General features: G+C 38.6%; 18 protein-coding genes. 12 read left to right on the top strand and 6 right to left on the bottom strand.

All coding sequences use genetic code 11. The features are described 5' to 3' along the window. The first annotated feature begins 5 nt into the window (after nt 1-5). The 5 genes from FEDK69T_RS10795 (at nt 6) to FEDK69T_RS10775 (ending at nt 4,153) form a co-directional block, all read left to right on the top strand. Nucleotides 6-728, top strand: coding sequence for a phytanoyl-CoA dioxygenase family protein (locus tag FEDK69T_RS10795; RefSeq protein ID WP_023574199.1), 723 nt, complete (start codon nt 6-8; stop codon nt 726-728). Between the two features lie 7 nt (nt 729-735). Next, nucleotides 736-1,353: an FMN-binding negative transcriptional regulator gene (locus FEDK69T_RS10790; protein WP_023574198.1), complete on the top strand. Its 618-nt coding sequence runs from the start codon at nt 736-738 to the stop codon at nt 1,351-1,353. 135 nt (nt 1,354-1,488) lie between these two features. Next, nucleotides 1,489-2,595 (top strand): glycosyltransferase, encoded by a 1,107-nt coding sequence (locus FEDK69T_RS10785; RefSeq protein WP_023574197.1) that lies wholly within the window; start codon nt 1,489-1,491, stop codon nt 2,593-2,595. Continuing rightward, a complete protein-coding gene (locus tag FEDK69T_RS10780; RefSeq protein WP_035629654.1) occupies nt 2,586-3,155 on the top strand; it encodes an RNA polymerase sigma factor in 570 nt (189 codons plus the stop codon). The genes FEDK69T_RS10785 and FEDK69T_RS10780 overlap by 10 nt, the downstream gene beginning before the upstream one ends. 161 nt (nt 3,156-3,316) lie before the next feature. Then, on the top strand, nt 3,317-4,153 hold the full coding sequence (locus tag FEDK69T_RS10775; RefSeq protein ID WP_023574195.1) for an energy transducer TonB: 837 nt from the start codon (nt 3,317-3,319) through the stop codon (nt 4,151-4,153). Between the two features lie 28 nt (nt 4,154-4,181). Here the strand turns inward: FEDK69T_RS10775 and nhaA are convergent, their stop codons facing one another. Next, complete coding sequence (nhaA, locus tag FEDK69T_RS10770) at nt 4,182-5,342, bottom strand: Na+/H+ antiporter NhaA (RefSeq protein WP_023574194.1); 1,161 nt, start codon at nt 5,340-5,342, stop codon at nt 4,182-4,184. Between the two features lie 157 nt (nt 5,343-5,499). Between nhaA and lipA the strand changes: the two genes are divergently transcribed. From lipA to FEDK69T_RS10755, 3 genes are read left to right on the top strand one after another with little or no spacing between them, the layout of a single operon-like run. After that, on the top strand, nt 5,500-6,372 hold the full coding sequence (lipA, locus tag FEDK69T_RS10765; RefSeq protein ID WP_023574193.1) for a lipoyl synthase: 873 nt from the start codon (nt 5,500-5,502) through the stop codon (nt 6,370-6,372). Nucleotides 6,373-6,378: 6 nt separating this feature from the next. Continuing rightward, nucleotides 6,379-7,380 (top strand): type I glyceraldehyde-3-phosphate dehydrogenase, encoded by a 1,002-nt coding sequence (gene gap, locus FEDK69T_RS10760; protein WP_023574192.1) that lies wholly within the window; start codon nt 6,379-6,381, stop codon nt 7,378-7,380. A gap of 37 nt (nt 7,381-7,417) precedes the next feature. Continuing rightward, a complete protein-coding gene (locus FEDK69T_RS10755; RefSeq protein WP_023574191.1) occupies nt 7,418-9,613 on the top strand; it encodes a tetratricopeptide repeat-containing hybrid sensor histidine kinase/response regulator in 2,196 nt (731 codons plus the stop codon). On the opposite strand, the gene FEDK69T_RS10750 is transcribed toward FEDK69T_RS10755, so the two are convergent. Continuing rightward, a complete protein-coding gene (locus FEDK69T_RS10750) occupies nt 9,600-10,412 on the bottom strand; it encodes a purine-nucleoside phosphorylase (protein WP_035629651.1) in 813 nt (270 codons plus the stop codon). The two genes, FEDK69T_RS10755 and FEDK69T_RS10750, sit on opposite strands and share 14 nt — an antisense overlap. Beyond that, a complete protein-coding gene (gene lpxK / locus FEDK69T_RS10745) occupies nt 10,384-11,409 on the bottom strand; it encodes a tetraacyldisaccharide 4'-kinase (RefSeq protein ID WP_035629758.1) in 1,026 nt (341 codons plus the stop codon). The genes FEDK69T_RS10750 and lpxK overlap by 29 nt, the downstream gene beginning before the upstream one ends. Nucleotides 11,410-11,491: 82 nt before the next feature. Here lpxK and FEDK69T_RS10740 point away from each other — a divergent pair, with 82 nt between their 5' ends. From FEDK69T_RS10740 to FEDK69T_RS10730, 3 genes are read left to right on the top strand one after another with little or no spacing between them, the layout of a single operon-like run. After that, a complete protein-coding gene (locus FEDK69T_RS10740; RefSeq protein WP_023574189.1) occupies nt 11,492-12,586 on the top strand; it encodes a Nif3-like dinuclear metal center hexameric protein in 1,095 nt (364 codons plus the stop codon). Nucleotides 12,587-12,589: 3 nt separating this feature from the next. Then, the gene (locus tag FEDK69T_RS10735) at nt 12,590-13,369 is read left to right on the top strand and encodes a zinc ribbon domain-containing protein (RefSeq protein ID WP_023574187.1); all 780 of its coding nucleotides are present in this window, start codon (nt 12,590-12,592) and stop codon (nt 13,367-13,369) included. A gap of 34 nt (nt 13,370-13,403) precedes the next feature. Continuing rightward, nucleotides 13,404-14,258, top strand: a complete 855-nt coding sequence (locus FEDK69T_RS10730) for an alpha/beta hydrolase (RefSeq protein WP_023574186.1) — start codon at nt 13,404-13,406, stop codon at nt 14,256-14,258. Nucleotides 14,259-14,260: 2 nt separating this feature from the next. Here the strand turns inward: FEDK69T_RS10730 and FEDK69T_RS15510 are convergent, their stop codons facing one another. After that, a complete protein-coding gene (locus tag FEDK69T_RS15510) occupies nt 14,261-15,922 on the bottom strand; it encodes a S8 family peptidase (protein WP_051385125.1) in 1,662 nt (553 codons plus the stop codon). Nucleotides 15,923-16,014: 92 nt separating this feature from the next. Between FEDK69T_RS15510 and rluF the strand changes: the two genes are divergently transcribed. Then, nucleotides 16,015-16,836: a 23S rRNA pseudouridine(2604) synthase RluF gene (rluF, locus tag FEDK69T_RS10720; RefSeq protein WP_023574184.1), complete on the top strand. Its 822-nt coding sequence runs from the start codon at nt 16,015-16,017 to the stop codon at nt 16,834-16,836. A 92-nt stretch (nt 16,837-16,928) separates the two neighbouring features. Here rluF and FEDK69T_RS10715 read toward each other — a convergent pair whose 3' ends face one another. Together FEDK69T_RS10715 and FEDK69T_RS10710 are read right to left on the bottom strand one after the other, a co-directional pair. Then, nucleotides 16,929-17,420, bottom strand: a complete 492-nt coding sequence (locus FEDK69T_RS10715; RefSeq protein ID WP_023574183.1) for a GNAT family N-acetyltransferase — start codon at nt 17,418-17,420, stop codon at nt 16,929-16,931. Continuing rightward, nucleotides 17,421-18,302 (bottom strand): bifunctional 5,10-methylenetetrahydrofolate dehydrogenase/5,10-methenyltetrahydrofolate cyclohydrolase, encoded by an 882-nt coding sequence (locus FEDK69T_RS10710; protein WP_023574182.1) that lies wholly within the window; start codon nt 18,300-18,302, stop codon nt 17,421-17,423. Nucleotides 18,303-18,339: the final 37 nt, after the last annotated feature.

Below are 18,339 nucleotides of genomic sequence, written 5' to 3'. Positions count from 1 at the left end.
AAACAATGGGATTTTTTAAGAATAAAAATGAGCTTGAAACTTTAGGTTTTTCTGTTATCAATGATATTTATTCGAATGAGGAAGTAGAACAAATCACTTCTTTAATTGAACATTCTTGTTCCGAAAGTGACAACTTCCTCAAATCGGAAGATTTATATGCGATAAGACAGTTTGTAAAAGAAATTCCAGAAATCAAGAACCTCATCTTCAATCAAAAACTCAAAAAAGTCATTTCAGATATCGGTGACGACAATTTCTTTATAATAAAATCAATTTATTTCGACAAACCCGAAACCTCCAACTGGTTTGTATCATATCATCAGGATTTAACCATTTCTGTAGACCGAAAGGAAGCCGTTGAAGATTTCAGGGGATGGACCACCAAAAACAATCAATTTGCCGTTCAGCCTTCATTGGATATTTTGGAAAATATTTTTACTGTCCGAATTCATCTTGACGAGACCAATAAAGAAAACGGAGCTTTGAAAGTAATCGACAAGTCACATCTTAAGAAAATTTACCGTCCAGAAAACATTAATTTTGAGACTGAAAAAGAAACCTTTTGTGATGTTCAAAAAGGAGGTATCATGCTTATGAAACCACTTCTTCTGCATGGCTCAAACAGAACAAAGAACAAGAAAAGAAGAAGAGTAATCCATATTGAATTTTCAAGCAAAGTTTTACCAAATAATTTAAACTGGTCCGAATATTCCCCCATCAACAATTAAACATTTTATGTACATCCCGGAACTTTACAAAAACGAAAACGCAGCCGAAATCAAAAACTTTTTAAAAAGCAACAGCTTTGGCGTTCTGATAAATCAGACAGAAGGAAAGCTTTGGGGAACACACATTCCATTAGAACTGGAAACCAACCAGCAGGGAAAGGAAGTGTTGTTCGGACATATTTCAAAAGAAAATCCGCAATGGAAAGCTTTTGAAAACAACAATGATGTTTTAGCTATATTCTCCGGCCCGCACTCCTACATATCTTCTTCCTGGTACGACCACGAGAACGTTCCTACATGGAATTACATCGCCGTTCATATATATGGCAAAACACGAATTATTGAGGGAGACGAAATGCTATTTGCTTTAAAAAAATTGGTTGACAAGTACGAAGCCAATTCCAAAAATCCGGTGAGAATTGAGAATCTTTCTGAAGAGAGCATGAAACAGACAGAAGGCTTTGTGGCTTTTGAAATTGAAATCACAGAAATTCAGGCTGTTAAGAAGCTGTCACAAAACCGGGATGATAAAAACCACGCACTGATTATTTCGGAACTGGAAAAAAGCAACGACCAAAATTCCCGCACAATTGCCTGTGAAATGGCACGTGAGCGCAAACAATAATTCGTAATCTGAAAGGCAATTTCTACTTTCTGCCGACTGTTAAAAACTCTTAAAAAACACTAAATACATATTAGGGTTTAGTAAACACTTTTTCATAAATTTGCTGCACACTTTTAACATCGATTCAGATTATCCATGCTGCAAATTTTACTTTACGTTTTTATCGGAATCATTGCCATTCAACTTTTTTACTACCTTATTGTTTTTGGGAAATTTGCATTTGCCAAGGCTCAAAAAATCACTCCGAAACGCATTCCGATTTCGGTAATTGTCTGTGCAAAAAACGAAGAAGAAAACGTAAAGAAATTCATTCCGCTTTTAGCAGAACAGAATTATTCTGATTATGAAATTGTACTTATTGACGATGCTTCAAGCGACGAAACCCTGGAAATCTTTGAAGCTTTCCAACGTAAGTATTCCAATATAAAATTGGTTAAAGTAAAAAACAACGAGGCCTTTTGGGGCAACAAAAAATTTGCCTTAACACTGGGAATCAAAGCCGCTTCCAAAGAATACCTTCTTTTTACGGATGCCGACTGCTACCCTACTTCCAAAGACTGGATTTTAAACATGAGTGCGCAATTCACCATGCACAAAACCATTGTTTTAGGTTATGGCGCTTATGAAAAAATCAAAGGTTCGTTCCTCAATAAAATCATCCGTTTTGAAACCATGCTTACGGCTACCCAATACTTTTCGTGGGCTAAAATGGGTAAACCCTATATGGGCGTCGGAAGAAATCTAGCCTACAAACGCGAAGAATTTTTCAGGGTAAACGGGTTTATAGACCACATGAATGTACGCTCTGGCGACGATGATTTATTTATCAATCAGGCTGCTAAAGCAAGAAACACAACAGTTTGCTACACTCCGGACAGTTTCACCGTTTCCGAACCAAAACAAAACTGGAAAGACTGGTTTAAACAGAAGCGCCGACATGTATCAACCGCCAAACTATATAAAGGCTTCGACAAATTTCAGTTAACGCTGTATTATTTCAGTCAACTGTCATTCCTACTTCTCGCTATCCTTTTGCTTGCATTTCAGTTCCAATGGATGATTGTGGGCGGATTAGTTATTTTCCGATATTTATCTGCATGGATTACCCTAGGCTATGCCGCCGGTAAACTAAAGGAAAAAGACGTAATATACTGGTTCCCTGTAATTGAAATTATCCTTATCTTCACACAATTGAATGTTTTCTTAACTAATTTAGTTTCAAAACCCGTACATTGGAAATAACTTCGGAAATCATACAGAAAAACATTGAAAAGGCTAAAAAGGGCGACCAGATAGCCTTTACTTTTTTATTGGATTTTTTTTGGAATGAAGTTTACGGGTTCATGCTTAAACGCACAGAAAACGAAACCGACACCGAAGACATCGTCATTGAAACTTTTGCAAAAGCATTCGATAAAATCGCAACCTACAATCCTGAATTCGGGTTCAACACCTGGTTAATTGCTATCGCCAAAAATGTACATATCGACATGCTTCGAAAGAAGAAATCGTCATTATTTGTAGACTTCAATGATGAAGAAGACCGACAGGCTTACGATATAGCCGACACCACTCCAAGTGTTGAAGACGAAATAATCAAAGAACAAAACCTTGCCCGACTGCTTTTGTTCATAAAAGAATTGAAACCAGCCTATCAGGAAGTAATACAATTACGTTATTTTCAAGAAATGAGTTATCAGGAAATTGCCGATGAGCTCGGCGAACCTTTAAATAATGTAAAAATCAAGCTTTTACGCGCCAAGAAACTCCTAGCGGAAATCATTCAGCAAAAACACAAATAAACTGTTTTTCTTTTACTAAATTACCACCTTCACACACCTTATTCTTATCTCAAATGTTAACAAATGATTTTTCTTATGTTTTTTTAACATTTTAAATACTATGATAGCATAGTTTTTCGTTATTTAATAAAACTATTTATTTAACCTTAAAACTATTTATCATGTCCAAAATCAACATTTACGAAACCGGTTGGCTTAACATGGTTTTCGAAGGTAGAAACAAAGCCTATGGCGCTTATCAGTTAAGATCTGAAAATCCAAAAACAACAGTAAAAGCCTTTTTCTCTGCAATCCTTTTATTAGGTGGCGTGGCAGCAATCCCGATGTTAATTAACTATCTGGAACCTAAAAAAGTTACTGCAGATGTCACTCCCTTCACTCCCGATGACGATATCATACTGGTAGATGCAGATACATTTATAAAGGAAGAACCTGAAAAAAAAGATATTGGTCCTGCTGATTCAAAACCTTTAACAAACGAAAAAGTTATCAAATATGTCAACATAGTTACGGCGAAAAAGGAGAATGTGACGGAAGAGGCAACACGAAACGAAGAATTAGAAACAGGAAAAATCGGAACGATAAATCAGGATGGCAATGAAAGTAACAGTAACACTGCAGCCGTAACAGCGGTAACTGATTCCAAAGGTTCTGAAAATGGAGACGGAAATAATTCCACTGTTGAAATACCCGGAACATTAGAAGTGATGCCTCAGTATCCGGGCGGCGTAGCTGCTTTCCTAAATACTGTCGGAAAAAAATTCAAAACACCCGAGGTAGACGAAAACGTTAAATCGTTGCGAGTGATCGTTTATTTTGTCATTGAAAAAGACGGAACACTTTCAAATATTAAAGTAACGAAAGATCCGGGGTACAACCTTGGCAAAGAAGCGGAAAGGGTTTTAAAAAGCATGAATACAAAATGGACTCCGGGTTATAAAAACGGAAAGCCCGTAAGAACCGCTTACACCCTGCCCATCACCGTTAATATCCAATAAAAAAGCAAAACTCCGGTTTTGCTTTTTTTTATAATTCTTCTTCATGAACCTCATTCCCTTTAAGGGTACTGTTAAGAAAAGCATATCCGATAATCCCCGCAACAAGAGACGAAATCATAATCGCTATTTTAGAAACCGTAACAGCTTCAGGATATGATTTAAATGCCAAAAGAGTGATAAAAATAGACATAGTGAAGCCGATACCCGCCATAAAACCGACAGCTAAAACATGCTTCCATTTTACCCCGGGAGGCAAACTACACCAACCCAAAGCGACAGCAAGAAAACAAAATATCAAAATTCCGAGAGGCTTACCTGTTACTAATCCCAGAAAAATACCAATGCTGTTCTCATGAATCAATCCTTCAACCCAGCCACTTTCAATAAAAATAGCCGTATTAGCCAAAGCAAAAACCGGCAAAACAAAAAAGGCCACCGGCTTATGAAGAAAATGCTGCACCTTTGAGGAAATCGTTTTCTCGCTTCCATCCCCAAACGGAATCACAAACGCCAGCAAAACCCCTGAAATAGTAGCATGAATTCCGGAATTCAGCATAAAATACCACATTCCTATTCCGCCAATTATGTAAGGAATCCAATTGTGCACTTTCATCCGATTAAAAATGAATAACACTCCCATAATCCCTGAAGCAATGCCTAAATTGAACAGTGAAAGATTATCGGTATAAAAAAAAGCAATTACTAAAATCGCCCCAAGATCATCAATAACAGCCAAGGCGGTTAAAAAAACTTTTAAAGATGTCGGCACCCGATTTCCCAGTAACGACAAAGTACCCAAAGCAAAAGCAATATCGGTTGCCATCGGAATCCCAGCACCCGGCTGAGTAGGAGTACCGAAATTAAAAACCATATAAATTCCCGCCGGAATCAACATCCCTCCTATGGCAGCAATTATAGGCAAAAGCGCATTCTTAATCCTAGACAGTTCACCAATATAGACCTCTCGTTCCAACTCCAATCCGATCAATAAAAAGAAGATGGTCATCAGTCCGTCATTTATCCAATGTTCCACCGAATGATGCCCCAGTTGGTAATGCCATATTTGCTCATAATTTTCCCTAACTATAGAATTCGCCAGAACCAGAGAGACAATTGTGCATATAATCAAAATAATTCCGGAGGCTTTTTCACTTTCAAAAAAGTCTGCGAACAATTTGGTTACTTTCATCGGATTTTGGCTTTTAAAATGATTAACCGCTAAAATAGTATTTTTTATCCGGACAGAAAAAACACCGGAAAACTATCCAACCTATCCTATTAAAAATGCGTTAAACGAATCGTCAGATTAACAACAATGCTTATCTTTGCACAAATATTTTGAGAAGATGAACACGGTTTTAGAATCCAATATAGTTCCCACAGGAAAACCAAAATGGTTGCGCGTAAAGCTTCCTACCGGCAAAAAATACACTGAATTAAGAGGATTGGTTGACAAATACAGCCTAAACACTATCTGTACTTCAGGAAGTTGTCCTAACATGGGCGAATGCTGGGGGGACGGAACCGCTACTTTCATGATTCTTGGAAATGTTTGTACGCGTTCATGTGGATTTTGCGGTGTAAAAACAGGAAGACCGGAAACAGTGGATTGGGATGAACCGGAAAAAGTTGCCCGTTCCATCAAAATCATGAACATAAAACACGCGGTAATAACAAGTGTTGACCGTGACGATATCAAGGATATGGGTTCCATCATTTGGGCGGAAACCGTAAAGGCTATCCGAAGAATGAATCCGGAAACAACTCTAGAAACACTGATTCCAGATTTTCAGGGAGTGGAAAGAAACATTGACCGAATCGTTGAAGTTAGCCCGGAAGTTGTTTCCCACAACATGGAAACCGTTCGTCGATTAACCCGCGAGGTGCGCATCCAGGCAAAATACGACAGAAGTTTAGCTGTTTTAAAATATTTAAAAGATCAAGGTATCCGCAGAACCAAGTCAGGGATCATGCTTGGCCTTGGCGAAACCGAAGAAGAAGTAATCCAAACAATGAAAGATTTGCGCGAAGCCAACGTGGATATCGTAACTATCGGACAGTATTTACAGCCAAGCAAAAAACACTTACCGGTTAAGGAATTCATCACGCCGGAACAATTTGCAAAATATGAGCAGATCGGAAAAGAGTTAGGCTTCCGTCATGTTGAAAGTGGCGCGTTAGTACGTTCCTCTTACCACGCTCAAAAACATATTTTATAATTCCGAATGTCTAAAACACGAATAGCAATAAACGGATTTGGTCGTATTGGCCGTAATCTGTTCCGATTATTACTCAATCATCCCACGATTGAAGTAATTGCTATTAACGACATTGCCGATATAAAAACCATGGCTCATCTGGTGAAATACGACAGCATTCACGGAGTATTGCCTTATACCGTTACCTCAACCGATGACACGATCATTGTTGACGGAAAGCCCTTTTTATTCTTCAATGAAAAGAAAATTTCAGATCTTGACTGGAGCAGTTCCAATATCGATTTTGTAATTGAATCCACGGGAAAACATAAAACCTTTGAGGACATCAGTCAGCATATTACGGCAGGAGCAAAAAGAGTTATCCTCTCGGCCCCTTCGGAAACAGAATTGATAAAAACGGTCGTTTTAGGCGTAAATGAACACATCCTGGACGGAACAGAACAGATTGTATCCAATGCAAGCTGTACAACTAATAATGCGGCTCCGATGATTAAAGTCATTGAGGAGTTATGCGGCATTGAACAGGCTTATATTACCACTGTCCATTCGTTTACAACAGATCAAAGTTTACATGACCAGCCGCATAAAGATTTAAGAAGAGCCCGAGGCGCCTCGCAATCCATTGTTCCCACAACCACTGGGGCTGCAAAAGCTATCACAAAAATCTTTCCTCATTTAGAAGGAAAAATGGGAGGCTGCGGTATCAGGGTCCCGGTTCCGGACGGTTCTTTGACCGACATAACTTTCAACGTAAAAAGAGAAGTTTCGATTGAGGAAATCAACAACGCTTTTAAAAAAGCATCTGAAAACGAACTTAAAAACATCCTTGATTACACGGAAGACCCCATTGTTTCTGTTGACATTTTAGGCAATACTAACTCCTGTCTTTTTGATGCCCAACTGACATCTGTAATTGACAAAATGGTTAAAGTTGTCGGATGGTATGACAATGAAATTGGCTATTCTTCACGAATAATTGACCTCATAAGTTTTCTTTCTAAGAAATAATTTCCTATATTTATGCGAATTTCGAGCATAATATAACATGAGGCATTTATACATTTTACTCTTTTTATTAATAGCAAAACTTAATTGTTTTTCACAAGAGAAAAATGCAACTATTAATGTTGACAGTGTACCCTATTACCTAGAAGTTTCAAATTTCCACAAGAGCAGCTTTGATTACGACAAAGCACTTCTCTATGCACGAAAAGCAAGACGGTATGCCATTAAAAACAAGCTTCAGCGGGAACTGGCAGACAGTCATCTTTCCATCGGAAGTATTTACAATGAATTGGACAGACAGGATGAAGCCATTGAAAATTACATCCGCAGCATAACTATTTACAATGACTTAGAAGCTTCGTCAAACAGCGCTTTTTGCTACTATTCCCTTGGAACAAGTTATCTTAGAAAAAATAATCTAAATCTTGCCGATAATTATTTCAACAAGGCTTTGGCCGAATATAAAACGGTAAATGTTCCGGAAGCAACCGATTTAATTGAACTTCAAAAGGGGATTATAGAAAAACGCAAGAGCAACACCAAAGAAGCTATAAAAAAATTCAATGCCATCATAGCCAAAGGTTCGCTTGAAACCGTTCCCGACGCAAAAGTGGAAGCTTATTTTGAATTAGCCGAAATTGACGCTAAACCTAATCCGCAATCGGCTATCATCAATCTGGAAAAAGCCTATGAAATTTCAAAAGAAGGCGCCAATACCAATCAAAAATTACGGATACTCAAACGTTTGAGCACTCTATACGAATCAACTGATAACATAGTCAAAGCCCACAACTACTTAAAAAAGCTCAATGTTCTTCGCGATTCTATTTTCAACATCAGAACAAAAACGACTGACGTACCAGCTTATGAAAGGTATATTGCAATGGAACAATTAAAATCCATTGACAAGACAAACAGAGAAAACAAAGCACAGGAAAAATCAATTAAATTCTCCAAACTAATCAGCATCCTGAGTATCGCCTTAATATCCATTCTATCCCTTTTAAGTCTTTCGCTGTACAAAAACAATATAATCCGAACAAAAACAAATCAACTCCTGAAAGACAAAAACCAGGAGCTTGAAATTGAAAAGGAAAAAGCGGAAAGAGCATCAAAAGCACGTGCAGAATTCCTTTCAACGGTAAGCCATGAATTACGAACCCCGTTGAACGCCATTAATGGAATCACGCATATCCTGATTGAAGACAACCCGAAACCCACCCAGATGAATTACCTTAATTCATTGAAGTTTTCGGGAAATTATCTACTGACATTCATAAACGACATCCTTGAAATCAACCGTGTTGAATCCGATGCCGTGGAAGTAGAAAACATCGACTTCGACTTAAGGGATTTACTTGAAAATATCGTAGGTTCATTCTCAGAAATAGCGAACAAAAACAAAACAGTTTACCATCTTGAAATTGATGAAAAGATTCCTTCCACTTTAATTGGGGACCCAACAAAATTGTCTCAGATTTTCATCAATCTTATCAACAACGCCATTAAGTTCACAACAAACGGAAATGTCTGGGTTTCAGCAACAATCAAAAAAGAAAAAACAAATTCTGTCAAGATACATTTTGAAGTACGCGATACCGGAATAGGAATACCTAAAGACCGACTGAACACAATTTTTGACAGTTTCACCCAAGGCTCCGTAGAAATAAACCGAAAATATGGCGGTACCGGTCTGGGACTTGCCATTGTCAAAAGACTTGTCGCTTTACTGGGAGGCAAAATCAAACTGGAAAGTGAAGAAGGTAAAGGGTCGCGCTTCCATTTTGATGTTTCTTTCAACATCAGCAATAATGTAATCGAGAAAAGAACAGAGCCTGTCTATGATGAAAGTTTACTGGTAGGCAAAAAAATCCTTTTGGTTGAAGACAACAAAATCAATCAGATGATTACGCAGAAAATGCTGGAAAGAAAGAAAATGCATTGCCATATAATTGAAAATGGCGAAGACGCTGTAGAACATATGCGTGACAATGCTTATGATTTGGTTTTAATGGACGTCCATCTTCCAGGAATCAACGGAACCATCGCTACAGAACATATTCGAAAATTTAATCAGGAAACCCCCATCATTGCACTTACAGCAATTTCTTTGGATGAAAACAAGGAAATGCTGCTTTCTTACGGAATGACTGATGTAATTACAAAACCGTTTGATCCGGACAAATTCTATGAAGTCATAGCAGTCACCATCTGCCAAAGAATCAATACTGTATAATTAAATTTTTGATTAGGCTTCTGACTTTAGGTTCGGCTTCTTTTGCTGCTTCCAAAACTTCAGCATGAGAAACCGTCTCGATATTTGCTTCGTCTCCCATATCTGTAACCACAGAAATACCAAAGGTTTCCAGCTCCATATGCCTAGCCACAATAACCTCAGGAACTGTTGACATCCCGACGCAATCACAACCTAATACTTTAACCATCTTGTATTCCGCCAACGTTTCGAATGTAGGCCCCTGCAACCCAAGATAAACCCCTTCCTGAACCTCAATACCCAATGAAACGGCAATTTCTCTGGCTTTATCAATCATTTTTCGACTGTACGGCTCACTCATATTTACAAAACGAGGCCCAAAACGTTCGTCGTTTTTTCCTCGAAGCGGATGTTCCGGCATCATATTCACATGGTCTTTTATCAATACGACAGAACCCACTTTATAATTTGGATTTACCCCTCCGGAAGCATTAGAAACGATAAGTTTATCAACCCCCAAATATTTCATTACTCGGACCGGAAAAGTAACCTGCTTCATATCATATCCTTCATAAAAATGAAAACGGCCCTGCATGGCAACTACTTTTTTTCCTCCGACAGTCCCAAAAACCAAAGCGCCCTTGTGACCTTCAACAGTAGAAACCGGAAAATTTGGAATCCTACTATAAGGTAATGTATGTTCTATTTGGATATCATCTGTAAATCCACCCAAACCAGAACCCAAAATCACACCGTATTCCGGAGTAAAACCAGTGGCCTCTTTTATATAATTAACGGTTTCCTGCACTTGTTCCCACATATTGCTTAATTGTTTTATCAAAATCTTCCTGAGCGGTTATAAACGAACTCTTTATTGGCAAATAGTATAATTGTTCTTTTGGCAATTTCCCTTTTAAACGAACAAAATCCTTTTCGGTTGTAATGATAATACTGCCTTTTGCTTTTGCTTTTATGATTTCTATATCCTGCAGTGTAAAATCGTGATGATCCGGAAAGACCAAGGTTTCATTCTTTTCAGCCTGCAAATAATTAAAAAAAGGCTCCGGCTTAGCGATTCCTGCCAATATCAATTTATCTTTCGATATGATTTCTTCTAACGAAAATTCCCCTTCTTCAGAAAACACACGACTGTCGTAGTCGATAAATGTAAAGAAGACCTGCTGATCCTTAGTAGCCTTCAATCGCGATTTAATGTCATTCTGTTGTTCTTTATTTAACTGCGGCGGGCATTTAGTAACCACTATCACATCAGCACGCTCCGCTCCGCTCCTGCTCTCTCTTAAATTTCCTGCCGGCAATATCAAATCATCACAATACAAATCACTGTAAGCCGTAAGCAAAATGTAAAACCCTGCCTTTACCTTTCGGTGCTGAAATGCATCATCCAACAAAACAACTTCAGGCGCATCCTTCTTCGAAAGAAGCTGCGTAATCCCATTTACCCTGTTTGCATCTACCGCTACCTGAATTTCCGGGAATTTTTGCCAGAACTGGTACGGCTCATCGCCTAGAATATCTGCGTTGGAAACAGCATCTGCCAAAACAAAACCTTCCGATTTTCGTTTATACCCGCGGCTGAGCGTTGCTATTTTATAGTTTTGCGACAATAATCGGATCAGATATTCAATCTGAGGCGTTTTACCCGTTCCTCCCACACTTAAATTCCCAACAGCAATAACCGGAAGATCAAAAGACACGGATTTCAAAATCCCCTTATCAAACAAAAAATTGCGTATGGAAGTGACCAACCCGTACAAAACGGAGAACGGAAAGAGTAATTTACGAAGAAAATTCATAATACGAATGTAGCTATTTTTTATCTTTTTGAAAAAAGTAATAGGTTTATTCGTTACTTTGTTATTCAGAAAATTATCCCACATGAAGATAGCAGAAATCCTTTCCCGTTTAGAAGAAATGGCGCCACTGGCCTATGCTGAAGATTTTGACAACGTCGGACTATTAGTCGGAGACTCCAATACCGAAGCCACCGGTGTTCTGGTCTGCCATGATACCTTAGAATCAGTCATCGACGAAGCCATTGCCAAAAAATGCAATCTGGTTGTTTGTTTCCATCCGATTTTATTTTCGGGATTGAAGAAAATCACCGGAAAAAACTATGTGGAGCGCACTGTAATCAAAGCCATTAAAAACGATATTGCCATTTATGCCATCCACACGGCTTTGGACAATCACAAACAGGGAGTCAACAAAATTTTCTGCAATGCTTTAGGACTGACCAACACTAAAATACTTGTTCCTAAGCAAAATTTCATTCAGAAACTGGTCACCTACACTATTCCAGAAAATGTGGAAGAACTGCGCAATGCGTTATTTGATGCAGGAGCGGGAAAAATCGGCAATTATGAAGACTGCAGCTTTAATTCTAAAGGCATCGGGACTTATATGGGTAACGAAGACAGTAATCCGCAGGTTGGTGAACGCTTTGAATTCGTGGAAAATGACGAAATCAAAATCGAAGTGACTTTCGAGAAACATTTACAGGGAAAAATCCTGAAAGCGCTCTTTAGAAACCATGCTTATGAAGAAGTAGCATATGAAATTTACAATTTAGAGAACCAACATCAGAATATTGGCCTGGGAATGATTGGCGAATTAACGACCGAAATGCCGGAACATGATTTCCTTCAATTTGTAAAAGAAAAAATGGATTGCGGCGGCATCCGACACAGTCAGTTTTTAAACAAACCGATAAAAAAAGTAGCTGTTTTAGGCGGGTCAGGAAGTTTTGCCATAAAGAACGCCATAGCTTCCGGAGCGGATGCTTTCCTTACTGCCGATTTGAAATACCATCAGTTTTATGAAGCCGAAAACAAGCTCTTATTAGCAGATATCGGACATTTTGAAAGTGAAAGATTTACAAAAAACTATATAGTTGATTATCTTACCAAAAAAATTAGTAATTTTGCAATCATTTTATCGCAAGAAAATACAAATCCAGTTAAGTACTTTTAAAATATGGCAAACATCAAAGAACTAAGTGTAGAAGAAAAATTAAGAGCTCTTTATGATTTACAGCTAGTCGATTCAAGAATCGATGAGATCAGAAATGTTAGAGGAGAACTACCTCTTGAAGTGGAAGATTTAGAAGATGAAGTTGCTGGATTAAGCACTCGTTTAGAAAAATTAAAAAACGATTTAGAGACTATCGAAGAGCAAATCAAAGAAAAGAAAAACGCTATCGAAAGCCACAAAGAATCGATTAAAAAATACGCACAGCAGCAAAAAGAAGTTCGCAACAACAGAGAATTCAACGCTTTAACAAAAGAAGTTGAGTTCCAGGAGTTGGAAATCCAATTGGCTGAGAAGCACATTCGCGAGATGAAAGCTTCTATCGAGCACAAAAAAACAGTTTTAGCTGAAACTAAAGAAAGATTAGACGCTAAACAAACACACTTAAAACACAAAAAATCCGAATTGAGCGACATCATGGCTGAAACAGAAAAAGAAGAAAACTTCTTATCTGGTAAATCAGTAGAATTCCGCGATCAAATCGAAGAGCGTTTATTAAACGCTTACGACAGAATCAGAACCAGCGTGAGAAACGGATTGGCTGTTGTTTCAATCGAGCGTGGTGCTTCTGCAGGGTCATTCTTCACTATTCCGCCTCAAACACAAATGGAGATTGCTTCCAGAAAGAAAATCATCACCGATGAGCACAGTGGAAGAATTTTGGTTGACAGCGCTTTAGCCGATGAAGAAAAAGAAAAAATTCAGCAATTATTTGCGAAATTATAAGTAACTTAAAGTCTCCAAACGGAGGCTTTTTTTTATGGAACAAATCGACAAAATATCTTATTTTATCCTAACAAAATCCATCGGGCTATACATTAACCTGATGAGCTATGTTTTTCCCGAAAAAGCAGCGCTTTTGGCCTACAAATACTTTACGGTGCCACGTGAAGGAAAGCTGCTCCCCAATGCCATTCCGGATATCCTGAAAGAAGCAGAACACGAAGTCCTCCTACACGAAGATCACAGCATTCAAACCTATACTTGGAGAGGCAATGAAAAAAAAATATTACTTGTTCACGGATGGGAAAGCAACGCATCCCGATGGGAGCAATTCATCAAATATTTAAGAAAATCGAAAAGCACTATTATCGCATTAGACGGTCCAGGACAAGGACTCTCCAGCGGTATTGAGTTCAACATTCCACAATATGCAAAACATGTCAATGCTTTGGTTGAACGATTTCAGCCACAGTACATAATCGGACATTCCATGGGAGGCGCTACGTGTTTATACTATCATTTCAAGTACAACAATCCGATTTTGCAAAAAATGGTGATTTTAGGAGCTCCGAGCGAGTTTGAAATTCTTCTGAGCAACTACAAAAAAACAATCAGCCTTAATAACAAAACTTTTCAATTACTGACCGAAAAGTTCACAGAACGCTTCAACCTACATCCATCTGAATTTTCAGGAAAAAAATTCGCATCCACTTTTAACCTTAAAGGTTTAATAGCGCATGATGTTGACGATGATGTTGTTTCATTCAACGAAGGCAAAGAAATTGCCAACGCATGGAAATCGGCAAAATTCATTGAAACCAAAGGATTAGGACACAGTTTACATGATGAAAAACTATATCAGCTAATCAACATCTTCCTATTTGAAGAATAAAATTATCGCTTTATGATTTTTTTAGTGTGTGACCTTTTTCCGTCGGTTATTTTCACAAAATACAATCCCTGAGACAGTTTTGCTACATCATATCCATTATAACCTGACTGCAGTGGTTGCTCCACAACTTTCTGCCCTAAAGCAGTGTAAATTTCCAATTTAGCAGTATCTCCAACAGATTGTGGCACAACTAATTCCAAATGATTAGCCACTGGATTCGGGAACACTGTAAAAGCCAAGGTTTCATTTTCAGAAACATTCAGAGTCTGATTGATTCGTAAAATGGCAGCTTGCATGTTAGGCAAAGGCCCAATATTACCAGCTACACCAGTTCCTTGCGGAATTCCAGTCAACTGCAATAATTGACGCATCGCCAACGGAGTCATATAATTTCCGGTTAGACTGTGATAATATGACTGCAGCACAACCACACAGGACGCCACAATTGGAGTAGCAGAACTGGTTCCCGAAAAATTAGTGTACGCTTGATTAAAATCACCTCCAATCATGATCAGATCACCATAACCGGAAGCACGAACATTAGCAGCCCAACCCTGAACATCTACGCGGGAACCATATGTACTGTATGTAATCCTGTTATGCGAAACATCTGGCAATCCACCACCTACAATAATTGCTCCCGAATTTCCTCTACCCATATAAGATGTGTAATACGCCGAATCCAGGTCCTGATTCCCGTTAGCCGCCGCCGCCACAATAATGATTCCGGCATCGGTTGCCGCTTTGGTCAAATTCCAAATCACACTGTCAAACTCTGCAGGAACATAATTATTGCCTTGCCCATATGTCTGCATCTCATAAACTACGACATCACCAGCAACTGAATTAGCAATAGCCTGAGTAACTGCATTTACTCTATTATATCCAATTTGCTGCCACTCCGGAAACAATATCATTTCAGTTGCGCCATGAGCCATTCCCGAAACCCCATAAGCACCTTTATCAGCATACATTATTCCGCAAACCGATGTTCCATGTTCCGTATAGGACGTTTCGGCACTTGTGGAAACCGTCATACCAGCAGCAATAAAAACATTACGATCTACCAATTCTTCGTGATTTTTATTGAATCCGTATTCGACATCCCGAATTCGGATTCCACTTCCGGCCAGCCCTAATCCCCAGGCATAGCGCAGATTCACACCAGGATTGGCATCCAAATACGTTTGATTAGATTCGTAATTCGGTGTAGCCGGAGCAATATCACCAGGAGGTAAAATCGGCTGTAAAGACATTAAACTGCAATAGTTAACCTCATCAAGTTCTTCCAGACGTTTTGCCAAAACCAATAAACGTTCATTAGAAGGATTATCGACAACAACTTTAAGTATATTCCGTAATTTCAAAACGGATTTCCCGTCATGCCCATTTTGTTTGGCTGCCAAAAAAAGCTTTTCAATTTTTTCATTCGGAATCGAAATCCCTTTTTGGAATCCGATGCTGAATTCCGCCATGAGAGACTTAATTTTATCAACCCGCAATAGAACTTCTGTATAATTTTCATCTTTAAAAATAAACTCTTCAGATAAAGACACATAGAGTTCATGCCGATCTGAATTAGGCGCTAAACGAAATTCACCTTTTTGGTTTTGGGCAAAAAGGGACAAGTTTAAAAAAAGGAATAATAGTACAGTTTTTTTCAATTTGCTAACGTTTTAAGATTCAAAGATATTAAAAAGTTAATCTGCAGCTTGGCAAAGAATGCTATTATTTAAATAAGTACTATTTTTGCACTATGGAAGAAAACAAAACACGCATCAACAAATTCCTTTCGGAAACAGGCTATTGCTCAAGAAGAGAAGCCGATAAACTCTTGGAAGAAGGCCGCATAACCATCAATGGAGTAGTTCCTGAAATGGGCACAAAAGTGTCGCAGGAAGACGAAATCCGCGTGGATGGAAGGCTGATTCGTGAAAAAACCTCCAAACCGATATATTTAGCATTCAACAAACCAGTCGGAATCGAATGCACCACAAATCAGAGTGTTAAGAACAATATCGTTGACTATATCAATTATCCTAAACGCATCTTTCCTATAGGACGACTGGATAAAGCCAGTGAGGGCTTGATTTTCATGACTGATGACGGGGATATTGTAAACAAAATTCTTCGTGCGCGTAACAACCACGAAAAAGAATATGTCGTAACTGTAAACAAACCTATCACTGAACGTTTTATTCAACGCATGGGTAATGGCGTACCGATTTTAGACACCATTACCAAAAAATGTAAAGTTGAGCAAATCAGCAAGTTTGTTTTCCGAATCATACTCACACAAGGTTTAAACCGACAAATTCGCCGCATGTGTGAATATTTGGGCTATGAAGTAACTGCCTTAAAACGTATCCGAATCATCAATATTTCATTAGATGTCGCTATCGGACGCTACCGAGATTTAACAGATGCTGAAATCCAGGAACTAAACCAACTTATTGAACCTTCCAGCAAAACGGAAGAAGCGAGTCTGCCAAAAGTGGAAACGAAAAGACCCGTTCAACGTGAATTCAAAAAAACGCTCCCACCGAGAAATAACAATCGCAGACCTAACCGAAAGTAAACGGGAATCAATGTTTTCATTTTCCCGGGCGAATAATCTCGACTCACTTAAAATAAAAAACCCAAGATTTAAATCTTGGGTTTTTTATTTTTCTATAAAGGTTTTTCCATAACGAAATCTTCCATGAGATACCCCTGACCAATTTCGATATCTTCCTGATGAATAATTTCAAAACCCAGGCGTTTGTAAAATTCCTGAGCATTGTTATATCTGTTTACATTAAGAAAAACATGTGAGTTGCTAGCTTTAATGGCTGCCTTTTCCACTGCTGATAAAAGCAGTTTCCCAACTCCTTTTCCCTGTGTTTCAGTAAGAACATAAATTTTATGCAGTTTGGTTTTCCCTGTGGATTTGCAATTTACTTCGTATGAGGCAAACCCGTAAAAAACATCATTTTCTTCGGCCAATAAAAACACATGCCCCATTTCCATTTGCTTTTCCAAAGCCGGTATGGCATAGAAATTCTCGAGCATATAGTCCAACTGGGCTTCCGAGAGAATTTCCCCGTAAGCATCCGGCCAGATTTTATATGCTAAATCGCGAATGACGGTCAATTGGCTTTTATCAGCAACGAAAATCTGCATTTATTTCGCCATTTTTTGTTCTCTGGCCAATAAAGTGTTCTTCATCAGCATGGCGATGGTCATAGGCCCAACTCCGCCCGGAACAGGCGTAATGAAAGATGCTTTCTTAGATACATTTTCAAAATCAACATCACCGGTGATTACATATCCTTTAGGATTGTTTTCATCCGCTACACGCGTAATTCCTACGTCAATTACCACTACATCGTCTTTAACCATTTCGGCTTTCAGGTAATTTGGCACCCCTAAAGCAGTAATGATAATATCTGCCTGACTGGTAATCTGAGTAATGTTTTTTGTATGACTGTGCGTTAAGGTAACCGTTGAGTTCCCAGGAAATCCTTTGCGCCCCATTAAGATACTCATCGGACGGCCCACAATATGACTTCTTCCGATAACAACAGTATGTTTTCCAGCAGTATCCACATTATAACGCTCCAATAATTCCAAAATTCCGAATGGAGTCGCAGGAATGAACGTACTCATATCCAACGCCATTTTTCCGAAGTTTTCAGGGTGGAAACCGTCTACATCTTTACTCGGGTCGATTGCCATAAGCACTTTCTGTTCATCAATCTGATCCGGTAACGGCAACTGAACAATAAATCCGTCGATATTATCATCCTCGTTCAATTCTTTGATTTTTCTAAGCAATTCAGTTTCCGAAGTAGTGCTTGGCATTTTAACCAATGTCGATTCAAAGCCCACACGCTCGCACGCTTTTACTTTGCTTCCAACATAGGTCAAACTTGCACCGTCATTACCTACGATGATTGCCGCCAAATGAGGCACTTTTTCCCCTTTAGCTTTCATCTTCTGAACTTCGGCAGCAATTTCCACCTTAATATCTTCTGCAGTCTTTTTTCCGTCTAATAGTTGCATTTTATATTGTTGTATTTTATTAAAAAAAGAAGACGCG

The organism is Flavobacterium enshiense DK69, from assembly GCF_000498495.1.
In the GTDB taxonomy this organism is placed as follows: Bacteria; Bacteroidota; Bacteroidia; order Flavobacteriales; family Flavobacteriaceae; genus Flavobacterium; species Flavobacterium enshiense.
This window is presented reverse-complemented; position numbering and strand designations above follow the sequence as displayed.

Bases quoted from the DNA above. Each gene is read 5' to 3' on its own strand.
- lpxK (WP_035629758.1), bottom strand. From the start codon at position 11,409: ATGAATTTTCTTCGTAAATTACTCTTTCCGTTCTCCGTTTTGTACGGG.
- FEDK69T_RS10715 (WP_023574183.1), bottom strand. From the start codon at position 17,420: ATGCAGATTTTCGTTGCTGATAAAAGCCAATTGACCGTCATTCGCGAT.
- FEDK69T_RS10755 (WP_023574191.1), top strand. From the start codon at position 7,418: ATGAGGCATTTATACATTTTACTCTTTTTATTAATAGCAAAACTTAAT.
- FEDK69T_RS10730 (WP_023574186.1), top strand. From the start codon at position 13,404: ATGGAACAAATCGACAAAATATCTTATTTTATCCTAACAAAATCCATC.
- gap (WP_023574192.1), top strand. From the start codon at position 6,379: ATGTCTAAAACACGAATAGCAATAAACGGATTTGGTCGTATTGGCCGT.
- FEDK69T_RS10790 (WP_023574198.1), top strand. From the start codon at position 736: ATGTACATCCCGGAACTTTACAAAAACGAAAACGCAGCCGAAATCAAA.
- nhaA (WP_023574194.1), bottom strand. From the start codon at position 5,342: ATGAAAGTAACCAAATTGTTCGCAGACTTTTTTGAAAGTGAAAAAGCC.
- FEDK69T_RS10785 (WP_023574197.1), top strand. From the start codon at position 1,489: ATGCTGCAAATTTTACTTTACGTTTTTATCGGAATCATTGCCATTCAA.
- FEDK69T_RS10795 (WP_023574199.1), top strand. From the start codon at position 6: ATGGGATTTTTTAAGAATAAAAATGAGCTTGAAACTTTAGGTTTTTCT.
- FEDK69T_RS10740 (WP_023574189.1), top strand. From the start codon at position 11,492: ATGAAGATAGCAGAAATCCTTTCCCGTTTAGAAGAAATGGCGCCACTG.
- FEDK69T_RS10710 (WP_023574182.1), bottom strand. From the start codon at position 18,302: ATGCAACTATTAGACGGAAAAAAGACTGCAGAAGATATTAAGGTGGAA.
- FEDK69T_RS10750 (WP_035629651.1), bottom strand. From the start codon at position 10,412: ATGTGGGAACAAGTGCAGGAAACCGTTAATTATATAAAAGAGGCCACT.
- FEDK69T_RS10775 (WP_023574195.1), top strand. From the start codon at position 3,317: ATGTCCAAAATCAACATTTACGAAACCGGTTGGCTTAACATGGTTTTC.
- lipA (WP_023574193.1), top strand. From the start codon at position 5,500: ATGAACACGGTTTTAGAATCCAATATAGTTCCCACAGGAAAACCAAAA.
- rluF (WP_023574184.1), top strand. From the start codon at position 16,015: ATGGAAGAAAACAAAACACGCATCAACAAATTCCTTTCGGAAACAGGC.
- FEDK69T_RS10735 (WP_023574187.1), top strand. From the start codon at position 12,590: ATGGCAAACATCAAAGAACTAAGTGTAGAAGAAAAATTAAGAGCTCTT.